Origin of the sequence: Duganella sp. Dugasp56, from assembly GCF_047304105.1 — a bacterium.
GTDB lineage: Bacteria > Pseudomonadota > Gammaproteobacteria > Burkholderiales > Burkholderiaceae_D > Rugamonas > Rugamonas hordei.
Genome location: NZ_JBGLYQ010000047.1, coordinates 40,217 through 55,062 on the forward strand (window position 1 = coordinate 40,217; position 14,846 = coordinate 55,062).

At 58.7% G+C, this 14,846-nt stretch carries 10 protein-coding genes; 9 read left to right on the plus strand and 1 reads right to left on the minus strand.

Annotated features, from left to right (window positions below; translation table 11 throughout):
* Positions 1–8 precede the first annotated feature (8 nt).
* Positions 9–3,326, plus strand: a complete 3,318-nt coding sequence (locus ACCD07_RS26415) for an SNF2-related protein (protein ID WP_413449051.1) — start codon at positions 9–11, stop codon at positions 3,324–3,326.
* A gap of 15 nt (positions 3,327–3,341) precedes the next feature.
* Here ACCD07_RS26415 and ACCD07_RS26420 read toward each other — a convergent pair whose 3' ends face one another.
* A complete protein-coding gene (locus ACCD07_RS26420) occupies positions 3,342–3,752 on the minus strand; it encodes an HI0074 family nucleotidyltransferase substrate-binding subunit (protein WP_413449052.1) in 411 nt (136 codons plus the stop codon).
* A gap of 204 nt (positions 3,753–3,956) precedes the next feature.
* Between ACCD07_RS26420 and tssF the strand changes: the two genes are divergently transcribed.
* The 8 genes from tssF to ACCD07_RS26460 all read left to right on the plus strand — a co-directional run.
* Positions 3,957–5,798: a type VI secretion system baseplate subunit TssF gene (tssF, locus tag ACCD07_RS26425; RefSeq protein WP_413449053.1), complete on the plus strand. Its 1,842-nt coding sequence runs from the start codon at positions 3,957–3,959 to the stop codon at positions 5,796–5,798.
* On the plus strand, positions 5,762–6,718 hold the full coding sequence (gene tssG / locus ACCD07_RS26430; protein WP_413449054.1) for a type VI secretion system baseplate subunit TssG: 957 nt from the start codon (positions 5,762–5,764) through the stop codon (positions 6,716–6,718). The genes tssF and tssG overlap by 37 nt, the downstream gene beginning before the upstream one ends.
* 9 nt (positions 6,719–6,727) lie before the next feature.
* Complete coding sequence (locus tag ACCD07_RS26435; RefSeq protein ID WP_413449055.1) at positions 6,728–9,481, plus strand: type VI secretion system Vgr family protein; 2,754 nt, start codon at positions 6,728–6,730, stop codon at positions 9,479–9,481.
* Positions 9,482–9,500: 19 nt separating this feature from the next.
* Positions 9,501–11,159, plus strand: a complete 1,659-nt coding sequence (locus ACCD07_RS26440) for an esterase/lipase family protein (RefSeq protein ID WP_413449056.1) — start codon at positions 9,501–9,503, stop codon at positions 11,157–11,159.
* Positions 11,156–12,235 carry a T6SS immunity protein Tli4 family protein gene (locus ACCD07_RS26445; protein WP_413449057.1) on the plus strand — a complete coding sequence of 360 codons (1,080 nt, stop codon included), beginning with the start codon at positions 11,156–11,158 and terminating at the stop codon, positions 12,233–12,235. The genes ACCD07_RS26440 and ACCD07_RS26445 overlap by 4 nt, the downstream gene beginning before the upstream one ends.
* Positions 12,236–12,502, plus strand: coding sequence for a PAAR domain-containing protein (locus ACCD07_RS26450; RefSeq protein ID WP_413449058.1), 267 nt, complete (start codon positions 12,236–12,238; stop codon positions 12,500–12,502).
* Positions 12,503–12,793: 291 nt separating this feature from the next.
* Positions 12,794–13,768, plus strand: coding sequence for a toll/interleukin-1 receptor domain-containing protein (locus ACCD07_RS26455; protein ID WP_413449059.1), 975 nt, complete (start codon positions 12,794–12,796; stop codon positions 13,766–13,768).
* Between the two features lie 72 nt (positions 13,769–13,840).
* The coding region (locus ACCD07_RS26460) for an Eco29kI family restriction endonuclease (protein ID WP_413449060.1) at positions 13,841–14,846 on the plus strand (1,006 nt) is incomplete at its 3' end.

The following is a 14,846-nucleotide window of genomic DNA, read 5'->3' on the forward strand; positions in this document are numbered from 1 at the left end:
CTTGCTTCATGCTGTTTACCACCGACGATGTACGCAGTCAGTTTGACAGCGCCACTTACTCTCGTGGCGCCGATTACCATCGCCGTAACCTGGTCAAGGAGGCCAGTCTCGACGGCGGCGTCATCAAGGGCAAGGTCAGTGGCAACTCGGCCAGCCCCTACCGGCAATCCATCAAGATGGTCTACCGCGGCCAACGGCGCCACTTCGACGGCGACTGCAGCTGCCCCATGGCGCATAACTGCAAGCACGTGGTGGCGGTGTTGCTGGCGGTCTGCGAGGCGGAGGCCGGTGCCGAACTTCTGCGGGCCGACCAGGGGCTGCCTTACGAGATGAGCAAATGGCTGGCCAACGTCGAGTACCAGACTGAATTGGCGCGACGCCAGAAAAAGGTGGTCAAGCCGCCTCCCAAGGTCAACCACCGGCTTGTTTTTGTGCTGATGCCGCAGCCGGGCAACGGTCCGCTGCGCTTGGGGATGTACAAAGGACGCATTGCGGCCGACGGCGTAATCCGCACGGCGACGCCGATCAGTGATCTGTATGGCTTCCACAACACGCCACCGGCATTTCTGCGGGAGGAAGATCGCGTTCCAGCCTCGACCTTTATCGGCTTGATGACGAGTATCTGGGGGACCCCGACACTGGAACCGGCCGGTCACGGCGCGGCCCGGCTACTATCGCAGTTGTGTGAGATGGGCGTGCTTTACCAGGCCGGAGACAAGGAGGATCTGCGTTCAGGGCTGCGGCAACTGCGGCACGGCCCAATCCGCGCCGGCCGGTTGGGGTGGCACGCCACCCAGGACGCCCAAGCCAGCCTGCGGCTGCATTGGGAATTCGAGGACGGCGCCGCCATCGAGCACGTGTTGCCGTCCTCGCCGCCGATGTATGTGACGGCGGGCAATATCGGAGCGCTGAACCTGCCCGATGCCTTCGCCGTGCTGTCGATGAAGGAATGGCTGGCACTGGTCGCCGGCGCACCGCGGCTGGCGCCCGCCCATGTGGCGCCGTTCGCCGTCGAACTGCTGTCCACCAGCCTGAAAGGCCTGTTGCCATTGCCCGGGCTGGATGCCGTGTCGCGTACTGGCATAAAGCCCAAACCGGTGCTGACGCTGGGCAGCGCGCCGTTGTATGCCGCGCCAGGCGGCGCGACACATGGGGATTACGGCATGCTGGCCTTCGAATATGACGGCCAGCGCGTAGGTGCCGATCCGCACATCGAGTTGATACGGGTGGGCGATACGGGCATCGAAACAATTGTTCGTCACCAGGAGGATGAAGCGGCGGCGTGGTCTGTGCTGCGGGCAGCCGGCTTCCATGAACCGGCGACGGAGCGGCTGGTGCCTGGGGCCCCGCAGGGCGAACTGCACCTTGTGTCCGAACGCGCATGGCTGGACGTTGTCGGCCAGACGCTGCCGTCATTGCGGGCTCAAGGATGGCTGATCGAACTGGCGCCGGGCTTCCGCTTCGACCTGGCCGGCATCGACGACTGGTTTGCGCAGGTGGGCGACGAGGATAGCGGTAGCGCCTGGCTGGAACTGGAGCTGGGCATCGTCGTCAACGGCAAGCAAGTGCCGCTGCTGCCGGTGCTGGTGCAATTGATACGCCAGGCGCCGCGCGATTTCGAACCGGCTGCGCTGGAAGCGCGCGGTGACGACGAGCCGCTGCTGGCCGCCTTGCCGGACGGCGTGCGGGTGGCGCTGCCATGGGGCCGCGTCAAGCCCATCCTGCGTACGCTGGGTGAGTTGTACTTCACCGACCGCATCGGCGATGCGCTGCGCCTGCCGGCGCTGGATGCGGCGCGGCTGGCCGAGTTGGAGGCCGTAGCGCAACTACGCTGGATGGGCGGCGAGCGCTCGCGCGCGCTGGGCCGCAAGCTGGCCGCGTTCGAGCGCGTACGGGTGGTGCAGGCGCCGGCCGGCCTGCAAGCGCAGCTGCGTCCGTATCAGGGCGAGGGACTGGCATGGATGCAGTTCCTGCGCGAATACGGCTTGGCCGGCATCCTGGCCGACGACATGGGACTGGGCAAGACCATCCAGACGCTCAGCCATATCCTGACCGAAAAGGAGGCTGGCCGCCTCGACGTTCCGGCGCTGGTGATCGCGCCGACCAGCCTGATGACCAACTGGCAGGAAGAGGCGGCGCGCTTCACGCCCGGACTGCGGGTGCTGGCCTTGACGGGGCCGGAACGTCTGCAGCGCTTTGACGAAATCGGCCAGGCCGACCTGGTGCTGACGTCCTACGCGCTGCTGCCGCGCGACGAGGAAGTATTGCGCCAGCAGCGCTTCCATCTGTTGATACTGGATGAGTCCCAGTACATCAAGAACAGCCGTTCCAAGGCGGCGCAGACCGCCGGCCTGTTGCAGGCACGGCACCGTTTGTGCCTGACCGGCACGCCGATGCAGAATCACTTGGGCGAGCTGTGGTCGCAGTTCCATTTTCTGATGCCGGGGCTGCTCGGCGACGAAAAAGTCTTCAACGCCGATTTCCGCAAGCCGATCGAAAAGGACGGCGACGGCGAGCGCAACGCCTTGCTGATACGTCGCATCAAGCCGTTCATGTTGCGGCGGACCAAGGACAACGTGGCCAAGGAGTTGCCGTCCAAAACGGAAATGGTGCGCATGGTCGAACTGGCCGGCGCCCAGCGCGATCTATACGAAACGGTGCGGCTGGCGATGGACAGCAAGGTGCGCGAGGAGATCGCCCGCAAAGGCGTGGCGCGCAGCCAGATCGTCATCCTCGATGCGTTGCTCAAGCTGCGCCAGGTGTGCTGCGATCCGCGGCTGCTGAAGGCCGGCGGCGCGCTAAAGGCCAATGCGCCATCGGCCAAGCTGCAGGTGCTGATGGAACTGGTCGACGAACTGCTGGCCGAAGGCCGCAAGTTGCTGGTGTTTTCGCAGTTCACCAGCATGCTGGCGCTGATCGAGGCGGAATTGCAGGCGCGGGCGGTGCCATATGCCTTGCTGACCGGCGACACCGGCGACCGCGCCGCCCAGGTCGACGCGTTCCAGGGCGGCGAGGTGCCGGTGTTCCTGATCAGCCTGAAGGCGGGCGGCGTGGGCTTGAACCTGACTGCGGCCGACACGGTGATCCACTACGACCCGTGGTGGAACCCGGCGGCGGAAAACCAGGCCACCGACCGCGCCTGGCGCATCGGCCAGGACAAGCCGGTGTTTGTCTACCGCCTGATTGCGCGGGGCACGCTGGAGGAGAAAATCCAGGAATTGCAACGCACCAAGGCCGGCCTGGCCGACGCGGTGCTGGCCGGCGGCGAAACGCAAGGCTTGCAGATCACGGCGGAGGATTTGCTGGGAGTGTTGTCGGGTGGGTGAGCGGCGGCTTTGGCTTTAAGCCGAAGCCCCGATACCGCTAGTCCGCTGTCGCAGTATCTGATCCGCCAATACGCGAAGCAACTGAAAGCCATCGTTTTTAATGAAACGATAGACTTGCCGAGCCTGGGTTTCGTCATAGGCATGACTGGCGAGATTACGCATCCGATGCAGCTGGTTCAAGCCATTTCCGTCAACTAGCAATCCTTGCTCAAGCGCTGCTTGCAGGGTGTCTTTAGCGTTCAGTGCCGAGATGTCCTTGGTCTCCAGCCATAGCTTGAGCGACCTCCATGCGAGCTCGTAGGTGAATTCGAAACGTTGAATCGTGGCGTCGCGCATGAAGGAGTCTTCGGGCTGCGCGAGGGCTTCTTCCAGCCTTGTCATGGCGGTCAGAAAATCGTTAACGCGTTCGGCCAGACACTTGCTCATGATGATGATTGTGAACGTTGTCTTTTACATTATAGGCTCGTCACCTCACGTCCGCGATAGCGCTGGCTAGGGACGATGCTGGGTCGCGCCGCCTGTGACTCCGTCTCACCTATTGCTCAATATCAACAAGCGGCATTCGCGTTCTGACATCATCGGCAACCTGTGCAGGCCATTTGGGTTTGCACTTTTGCGACGGATGCCACGATGGAAAAACTGTTGCCTTACTTCGAACGCGAACTGAGCATGCTGCGGCGCACCGGCGCCGAGTTTGCCGGGCGCTATCCCAAGCTGGCGGGCAGTTTGCAGATCAGCGGCGAGACTTGCGCCGATCCCCATGTCGAACGGCTGATCCAGGCATCCGCCTTTCTCAACGCCCGCGTCGCCAAGCTGCTCGACGACGGCTATGCCAACTTCACCGAATCGCTGCTCGGCATGCTGTACCCGCATTACTTGCGGCCGATTCCTTCCTGCTCCATCGCCCGCATCGACTACAGCGGCGCCAAGGACAACGCAATCAGCAGCGTCACCACGCTGCCGCGCGGCACGGCGATGAAGTCGCTGGGGCGCAGCGCAGTCACCTGCCGCTTCCGCACCGTCTACGACGTGACGGTGGCGCCCGTGGCCATCAGCGCCGCATGGTTCGAGCCCTACATCCAGACGCCATCGACGCTGCCGCTGCCGGGCGAAGCGGGTTCCGCCATCTGCATCACCATCGAAAACACCGCCACCGGGCGCGGACTGGCCTCGTTGGGCTTGTCCACGCTGCGCGTCTTCATCGACGGCGAGGCTACCTTGCGGGCCACCCTGCGCGATACGCTCTTCATGCGCGCTGCCTGCGCCTGTGTGGAGGCGGATGGACAATGGCGCATGCTGGAGCGCTTGCCGATCGCCCCAGCCGGTTTCTCCGCCGAAGAAGCACTGCTGCCAGCAGCGCCATCGGAGCACAGCGCCTACCGTCTTCTGAGCGAATACTTCGCCTTCCAGGAAAAATTCGACTTCTTCGATATCGACTTGTCCGCGCTGCTCGCCGCTAGCCCCGCCGACTGCTCGCGCCTGACGCTGCGGATCGCGCTGGACGATGTGTGTGCCGACGCACCGGCCGCGCGCATCCTGCGCACGCTATCGGCAGACAACCTGGTGCTGGGCTGCACACCTGTCATCAACCTGTTCACGCAGCCAGCCACGCCGATACGCATCAACCACCGCAGCAGCAGCTATCCGCTGATGCCGGACGAAATGCCGGGCAGCGCCTGCGAGATCTACAGCATCGACTCGGTGCAGCTGCTACGTAAATCGCAGCAAGGCAGTTCGGTGACGGAATTCTTCCCCTACTATTCTCTACGCCACGGCGAGGAGGCAAGCCGCAAAGGCCACTACTGGCTCGCCCATCGCGACGAGGAGCTGGCCGATGCCGAGGCAGGCCATGAATATTCGCTCACGCTGGTGGACCGCGATTTTTCGCCGCTGAAATTGGACGAAGGCACGGCATCGGTGCGCGTCACCTGCACCAACCGCAATCTGCCGCACGGCTTGCAATACGGCCGGCCGAGCGGCGACCTCAGTACCGAAGCGTCAGCCGGCAGCTTCCCGATCCGCATGCTGCGCCGGCCCACGCTGTCGTACCGGCAGGCGACTGTCGGCAGCAATCAATGGGGATTGATCACGCACCTGGCGCTGAACCACCGCTCGCTGACCCAGGAAGGACTGCCGGCGCTGAAGGCCATGCTGCGGCTGTATGCGCAGCAGGACAACGCCGTCTCGCAGCGGCAGATCGACGGCATCATGGCGCTGTCGCACCAGCCGGCCACCGCGTGGGTGCGACAGGCGCAGGGCAATGCCTATCTGCGTGGTATTGAAGTGCGCGTGTCGCTGGACGAGGAGGCGTATGCCGGCACCGGCTTGCACGCCTTCGCGCAATTGCTCGACCATCTGTTTGGCCTGCACGTGCATTTGAACAGTTTTACGCAACTGGTCGTGTTGTCCCATGTCAGCGGAAAGGAGTTGATGCGATGCCTGCCTCGCAACGGCGCACTGACGCTGGTTTGATCGGCGAACTGCTGGCGGAACCGCAGCAGTTCGAGTTTTTCCAGGCGGTGCGTCTGGTCGAACAGGCGCAGCCGACGCGCCGGCTGCGCTATCGCAACCGGCTGTCGCTGGCCTTCCCGCCGAACCAGATCGAGAACATCAGCGACGATGGCGATGACCTGATTCGCCTCACGCCGGCTTTCATGGGCTTGTTGGGCAGCCATGGCGTGCTGCCGCTGCACTACTCGGAACGCATCAACCGCCACGAACGAACCAGCAACGACGGCGGCCCGCGCGCCTTCCTGGACGTGCTGTCGCATCGGCCGCTGGCCATGTTCTACCTGGCGTGGGCCAAGCATCGGCCGGAATGCATGACGACACCGGACGGCGACGACGGTTTTCTCGCGATGCTGCTTGCCTTGTCCGGCGCCGAACCCGACGGCACCGTCGACCGCGAGACGCTGGCCCGCTACGCCATGCAGATCAGGAGCCGCAGCGTGTCGGCGCCGCTGCTGGCGGGGATCTATTCGGAATACTTCAATGTGCGCTTTGTGGTGGAGCAGTTGATCGGACAGTGGCAACTGCTGGCTGCCGGGCATCAGGCGCAACTGGGCAAGGCCAATGTCGATCTCGGAGCGGGAGTGATGCTGGGTGAACGCATCTACGGCTGCGACGCGCGTGTGCGCCTGCGTATCGGCCCGCTGAATAAAGAAGCATACGAAGGCTTCCTGCCCGGCTGTGGCGCTGCCAGACAGCTGGAATCGATGCTGGGACTGCATTGCGGGATCGGCATGACCTATGAAGTGCGCCTAATCCAGCGGGCGGATGACGTTTGTGCACCACGCCTGGATGGAGAGCGCCGGCTGGGCGTCAATGCCTGCCTGGTTGGCGGCCCGCAGCGACAGGATCGCGAAGAGTTGATGTACCTGCTGCATACCTGAGGAGCGACCGTGGAAAGCGATAACGAATTCTTCAGCTTCATGGGCCTGGCCAAGGAACTGGTGACCAGCAATCGGCCTTTGCGCCTGCGGCTGGATCTTCCGGGCGGCGTCAACGACGACATGCTGCTGCCGCAGCGAGTGTTCGGCTCGGAGGCGCTGTGCGGCGGGATTGAGTATCGCGTGCTGTGCGTGTCGTCCAACGCCAGCCTGCCGCTGAAGGAAATGATCGCCGTGCCGGCCGCGCTGGAATTCGTCACCGATACGGGAGAGTTGCGCAGCGTCTGCGGCATCGTCACCGAGGCCAGTTCCGGCGACAGCGACGGCGGTTTGGCCAGCTATCAACTGGTACTGCGCGATGCGCTGGCGATACTGGAAAAGCGCATCAATACGCGCGTGTTCCGCAGCATGGACGAGGTGGAGATCGTCCAGAGGATCTTGAACGAGTGGCGGCAGAAGAGCCCCATCATCGGCACCTGCTTCAAGCACGAGGTGGATGAAGCCTTCAGCCAGCGCGAATATCCGAAGCGCGAATTCACCATGCAGCACAATGAATCGGATGCGGCGTTCATCCGGCGCATGCTGAAGCGGCGGGGCATAGGCTGGTACGTGCGCGCCGAGGGCGGCGAGGTGCCGGTGCATACGCTGGTGCTGTTCAATAATGCCGACAGCCTGCGCCAGAACGCCGCCGGCACCATCCGCTATCACCGCGACGCCGCGACCGAGGAGCGCGACACGATCACGTCTTGGAGCGCGGCGCGCAGCCTGCAGCCTGGCTTGGTGACCCGGCATAGCTGGGACTATCGCAATTCGCAAGGCCGGGACTTCATGATGGCGGAGGCCAGCAGCGGCGTCGATCAAGGCGTCAGCGGTAACGAGCTAGCCGCGAGCCTGGACGATTATCAAATCCTGATGCCGCATGCCGGGGATGACAACGAGGACTTGTGCCGCCTCGGCCAGCTGCGCATGAACCGGCACGACTACGAATCAAAATGCTTCCACGGTGAAGGCAGCGTTCGCGATCTGTGCGCGGGGGAGTACTTCACGCTGGCCGAGCATCCGGAGGTGGATGAGCATCCAGTTGAGGAGCGGGACTTCGTCGTCACGGCCTTGCAGGTGAATGCGCAGAACAACCTGCCCAAGGCGCTAGCTGCGCGCGTGGAGCGGTTGTTCGCCCGCAGCCGCTGGATGCAGGGCGCGCAGGAGCTGCAGATGCAAAGGGATGTGGCGGACCAGGTGGCATCGGGGCCGCTGCGCATGCATATTCAATTCACGGCGGTGCGGCGCGGAGTGATCATCGTGCCGGCTTACGATCCGCAGACCGACCTGCCGCAGGCGCTGATGCAAAGCGCGATCGTCGTCGGGCCGGAAGGGGAGGAGGTTCACTGCGACCAAATGGGGCGGGTGAAGATCCGCTTCCCCGGCACTCGGCAAGCCGATCACGAGGAGGCTGCCAATGCAGGCGCTTCAGACTCAGAAACCGATTCTGCCTGGGTACGTGTCGCCTCGAACTGGGCCGGCAACGGACCGGGCAGCCTGCAGCAATGCGGCACCGTCGGCTTGCCGCGCATCGGCACTGAAGTGTTGGTCAACTTCCTCGGTGGCGATCCGGACAAGCCGGCGATCGTGGGGCAGCTCTACAACCAGCAAGCGCGACCACCTGCACTGAGTGCCATTGGAGAATTGCCTGGCAATCGTTATCTGTCGGGGATTCGCAGTCGGGAGATCCATGGCAGTCGGGGCAACCAACTGAGCTTTGATGATACGGCGGGACAGATCAGCGCTCAATTAACAAGCGATCATGCGCAAACCCAGCTTAACCTGGGATTTCTCACCACAGCAAGAAGCGACGGTGTCGCGAGGCAGCGGGGAGAAGGCGCGGAACTTACCAGCAACGAATCTATATCTATCCGTGCCGGCAACGGAATGCTGCTATCCACCCAGGTCGCAACCACCGATCATTTGGAGCGAGATGACCTAATCGGCATCGCCGACGTCTTAAACAGCATCGCCAAGCAACTGGCTTCAGCGGCACAAACCCACTCTTCCGACGACGAAGATGGGCCGCATCTTTCTGCGCTCATAGATAAGCTAAGGAACTGGCGAGTGGGTGGCAAGCAAGCAACACTGTGTGCCAACGCAGCTGAAGGCATGCTGTTCACCAGCGAGAAAAACATCGCGATCGGTGCGGAGACAAAGCTGGACATGCTTAGCGCCGGCGATGCAAACCTCTCTGCAGGGAAAAACGTTCTCGTCCGGGCATTAAGAGGTGTCAGCGTTTTCGCTCATGCAGTCGGGATGAAGTTAATCGCTGCGAGTGGAAATGTCCTTGTTCAAGCCCATCATGGCGACATCAACCTGACCGCAACAGGAAGAATCCGCATCAGCGCGGGTCAAGGAATCGAGCTGCAGTCGCCGGAAATCAAGCTGGCAAGCAAAGGCGCTCAGGTAAATTACGGCGGCGGCACTATCACTCAGCAAAGTAAAGGCACCCATACCATCAAGTCGTCTACCTTCGCGCACAGCACCGGAGGTGATGGCGACGTCAGTGAGATTAAATTCCCGAGCACGTCCATCGAGACGGATGAACGCATCATTCTCTACCACTCGCAAACAGGTGAGCCTGTGAAGGGGCGCCGCTACAAGCTGACGATGCCAGATGGCCGGAATATCGAAGGCACGACTGATGACCAAGGACGTACCCAGCTGGCCACTGCCCAGGAATTCGGCGACGTCGAAGTGCTTATCTATCCCGAAGAAGCATAGTGCCCATCTGGAGAGTCTCATGGCGACATCAAACAAGAGCGAACCGACGCGGCCTCTGGCCACTCCATACGACGACAACGAGGGAAACCTTCGAGCATTCGTCCCTTTGTCTCCCAAGGCCAACAACACGCGCGGACGTCTGCCGGTTCCTCCCACTAAAGTCATGCCCGTCATCGTTGTCGCTGGAATTATGGGCAGTAATTTGCGCGCCAATACAAATTCTGCGGATAAGCAAAACGAGGAACTTAAACCTGGAGAAGCTGCTTGGCGTCCACCGAACGGAACAGGAGAAGGGTTGGACGAGGCTAAAAAATGGAAGTCTCGCAGCCCAGCCATCCGGCAGAAAATTTTGGATCAAAATACATTAGAAGTGGATCCTAATGGACCTATTCCATTGGGAATCGCATCCCCACATTTTGTATGGGATGAAAAGCTAGCGAAGGAAAGAGGATGGGGGGAAATTCACGCAAGTAGTTATGGCCTATTGTTGACCACTTTGCAGCAAAATCTAAACACGACATATCGGTCGGTCTGGGGCAATCCCATGCTAGAAGACAGCTGGAGCCAGTTGAACGTATATGACCGAGCGAAGTGGGGTGCTAGCAAAGAGGGCATAGGTGCGGCGTTGACAGAGGAGGAATTGAGGAAATTCGCTCAGTTCCACTACCCAGTTTACGCTTTTGGATACAACTGGTTGAAATCGAACGAGTTTTCTGCCGAGGCATTGAAGATCCGTATTGAGAGCATCATCGAGTATTGGAAGAGTAAGCGCCGCAACTGCAGCGCCGTTTTGTTAGTGACTCATTCGATGGGCGGACTTGTTGCCCGAGCTTGTGCGAAAAAAATACCTGAGAAGGTCGTGGGAATCATACATGGTGTGATGCCAGCGTTGGGGGCTCCGGCCTGTTATCGTCGCCTAGCCTGCGGCACTGAAGCGAGTAGTCCCAGCAACAGTTTCATCGATAACGTAAAGGCAGAAAAATTCGCTGAGATTGCAGGTCAGACTATCGCTGAAACTACCCCGGTGTTGTCTACGGCAGCAGGTCCGCTTGAACTGCTTCCAAATCATCTTTATCCCAGACCATGGCTGTTTGTCGAAGTCAAATCTACGCAGAAGAAGAGCGAAGTGGTAGCACTTCCGGTCGATGATCCCTACGCTTTATATGCGGATTTTAGCTCTTGGTACCGAATGATCGATCCAGAATTTGCTGACCCTGCACAAAAATATGAGGGTAATTTAGAACAGATTATCAAAGCAGCGATAGCTCAAGCACGGAAGTTTCATATGGATGTGCTAGGTGATTACTACCATCCCAACACATTCGTTTTTTACGCTGACGATAAATCCCAACTCTCATTTGGTACCTGCAGATGGGTAGCCTTGTCTCCACCGTCCGGTTTCTCCGTTGGCAAATTGAACGCTGCCAGACCGCACAGTTATGCGGTGGGGGGTGGCAGAAACATAGAAGTAGAGAAGGGTGTAATCGTGGGATTTCAACCTGCGGTACAAGATACCGCAGGCGATGGAACTGTCCCCGCGCAGTCAGGCGCCGGCCCGGAAGGAAAGGTCAGGCAAATATTTCGTACTCAGGGCTATTCTCATCAGGATGGTTACGGAAACCCAGAGATGCTGTCATTGACGCAGCACCTGATCGTCAAACTGATGCAAAAGGTATGAATTTCTCTTCGCGTAAAAAGCTACTGCCCCTAGCGTGGATCGCGGCTTGCTGCGCGTTGGCTATAGCTTGGGTAAACCACAATTTAGAGGTGAAGAAGATGGAAGAGCGTATCAGACTCATGAGTATGAAAACGGTATGCGTCGGACGTTTTTTGCTGGATGTTCCTGAGAAATCCGTGGTGTCCTATCGAAACGCTTCATTGTCCGGATGGGATATCTCTTCTTGGGTTGAATCCGACGAGAAATTTTTCGGTCGCCTGACTTCCCTAGAAGCCAAGTTAAAAATGGAAAAAAACGCTAAAGATGGGGTATCGCTAGAGAGGATCGACGAGATCAAAAATGATGATGTGCAGGGACGAATATTCGTTTTTAATCGGAACTGGCTTGATGGATATGATGGTAGTAAAAAAAAGGTGAACCAAGTTATTTCTATCCGTGCGCTGGTTCGTTCACGAGACGTGACGTACAAGGTCGATGCCGAAGTACGTTGGGATGCTGATGTGGAAAAGCTTGAGAAAATCCTAAAGCAGCTAAGGTGGAGAGCGGAGTATGAAATTCCAGAGCAGGAAGGATTTTGTTTTAGCCGAGGAATGCTGGTTGACCCCTTGCCGGCACACCTAGCTGAGTACACGGGGATATTCTTAGGTATAAAAGAACATCCCGACCTAGCCATTGCTTTCACAACGATGGCTGGTATCAATCCTGGAAAGACCTTGTTGCAACGGGACGCGGAAAACGATGTAAAGCTAGAGTATAGAAACAGGTTCCACGTACTGCGCGAAGGCGCGCGAGGGCTAAACGGCATACCTGGGGAAGAGATGCTGGAGCGTGTCGATGAGCCGAACGGCAGCACGTTGCAAGGCTTCATGTGGGAGTCGTTGAGCAAGCAGGACGATGTCTATCTTCCAAGCTTGATACTGGAGCTCGATACCGGCCATGGCCAACCTGGGAAACCTATAAATTCCAGTCTGTCGGATGTTGAGGCTCTGGCGTTATGGGACAAGATTTCCTCTAGCTTGCGTCGACGCCCTGTGGGTGCGTCAAGGCCAACAGCCTCTTCAAGTAAGGAGGGCTAAATGCCCAATGTCATTCGGCTAGGTGATCCGACTTCACATGGCGGCCAAGTGGTTGAAAGTGGTGCGGCCCATATAACCGTGAGCGGCAAGCCCGTCGCGCTGGTTGGAGACAAATGCATTTGTCCAATCTATGGTCACCAAAATTGCATGATCGTGGGGGGTAATGCTCAGCACACGGTTAATGGCAAAGCGGTGGCATACGACGGCGACAAAACGAGTTGCGGCGCCACGTTGATCTCCACGATCGGCATATTTTCCTCTGAATAAAATCTACTTCCCTTCTAGCGACAAGCTGTTGCATGTATCGGCGATAGGTGCATCTGACCTCGATTTTTGTCGTCCGGATTCTGGCCTACCGGGGCACCGAATACTGTGGAAAGATGTGCTGTGGGCGCACGCCGACGAAAACTCTAGTTGACGGAAAAGAGGCGTGGCGCGATAGAATCACCACACTGAACAGCTGAATTTGATCTGACAGTCGCAGGCTTCAAACCGGGTCACTGTCAGATCAAGTCGCGACCACTACACATCAACGATCACAACTACCTCACATAATTAATGACTAGCTCAACCACAGTGCCAGAGGGATCAGTATTTGTTTCGTACGCCTGGGGGGGAGCTTTGGCGCACAAGGAATGGCTGCGAGATCACATTATTCGGTATCTTGACCTATCCAACTTTTCTGTCTTTTGGGATCGTGACAATATCTTGTTTGGTCAGAGTATCGATCAAATTATTCGTAATGCGCTCGCTGTACGGCCGCTCCATGTCGTATGCATTTGTGATCGAGACTTTCTTGACAGCGCTCAGCGTGCCAATTCCGGCCTCGCCCGGGAGTTAAAAATGGTTGCCGACATTGCGGGGCACGACGGCGTCAGGATTTTGCCTGTCATTCTTGATGCCGAGTGCAGCACCTCGCTACCCGAGGTGCTAGCTGACCGCATGTATCTAGATCTGACGACGCTGCATTCTCGCCAACTGCGGATCGGCAACGTCTTGTGTGCGGCGCTGCTCGGTGCCAGCCAGACTCAAGTCGCCGCTATGATTGGGCATCAGATAGAGATTGCTAATCTGCGATCGCGAGCCGAGAGATATTTCGCTGGTCGAGAACCGAGCTTTGACGGAAACGCCCTTAACCATGTCGTTAAATTGAGTGACGGAAACCTACTTCTTCCTCCAGCTTGGATGTATCAAGTGTCGCGATGGTCATTTAGGCTTAATGATGATGTACCTGGTTTTTCGCCACAAAAAGGGATATGGCATTGGGATCACTGGAGCGCGTCAACCGGCATGAGGGGACTGGGTGCCGCGATTATGTCTGCTCTATTCCCGCCAAAGATAAGTGATGAGGATATTTACGCTATTGAACTCTGTGGTGACATTCTTGCGGTGGCAATCATTTCTATGACAAAAAAAACTGAGCACCTCCGTCTCGACTGGCGGGAGATCATTCAGTGTGTGTTAATGAGCGACGGCGGAATGAAAGCGTTGGATCGCCTGCTCCCTGAGACGACGGTAGATGCGATAGAGTAAAATCGCAATGCTTTGTCTTGAAGTAGCTTTGCTTCAGTGACTTTCGATCTTACTTAGGGCTGATAGAATTAGATGAATAAAAGAATGGGCTCGATGGCGATAGGTAAAAAATCTGCATCTCAACTTGCGACCTTGCTGTTAGAGCTGCGCGCATTGACTGATCAAATTGCTGCCGCAGAGGCCGGTGACGATGCGCGCGCCATCAAGAAAGTCCGCGTCGGGCTTGAGCAGGTGACTTCCCAACTGAGGAACGTGACCACCAAGCTGGATCCAATACTGCGCCCCGAGTCCATCTTCGATCCCACTGATCCGAACACGTCCGGCCGCGTTGTGGCGTTGACCTTGGTGGCACAGACCAAGCACCCGCTGGCGAGGATTCCAGAATTCTACGGCGCCGGCGTGTACGCTATCTACTATCGCGGCGACTTCGAGCCCTACGCGCCGTTGAAGGGGCGGGACCATCCGATCTACGTCGGCAAGGCCGATCCGGACAACCAGGCGGCCAAGGACGCAGTCAGCCAAGGCACCAAGCTTTCCGCTCGCCTCAACGAGCACGCCCGCAGCATCAGGAAAGCCGGCACGACGCTGGATATCAATGACTTCGAGTGCCGCTTCCTTATCGTCCAGACGGGCTTCCAGAAATCGGCCGAGGACTACCTGATTAATTTCTTCAAACCGATCTGGAACTCGGAAACGAAAATATGCTTCGGCCTGGGCAAGCATGGCGACAGTTCCGAAACCCGGGTCAACAAGCGCTCGCCGTGGGACACGATGCATCCTGGCCGCGAGTGGGCCGACGCGACCACCGAAAATCAAAAGTCGCCGGAAACGATCATCGAACAGATTGGCGCTCATTTGGCGATGAACCGGCCTTACGCCGACATCCACGAAATCTTCGAGCGCTTCACCGAAGACATGCACCAGCTGGACTCGGATCGTTTCTACACGCCCGCGCACGGCGTCGTTGAGCTAGAGGTGGGGGGGGGGGGGGGGGGCGCCCCCCCAGAGAAAGAAAGAAAAAGAACAAACCCAACACGCGCAAACGCCACCCCACGCGCGGCAGAGAGAAAAAAAAAAA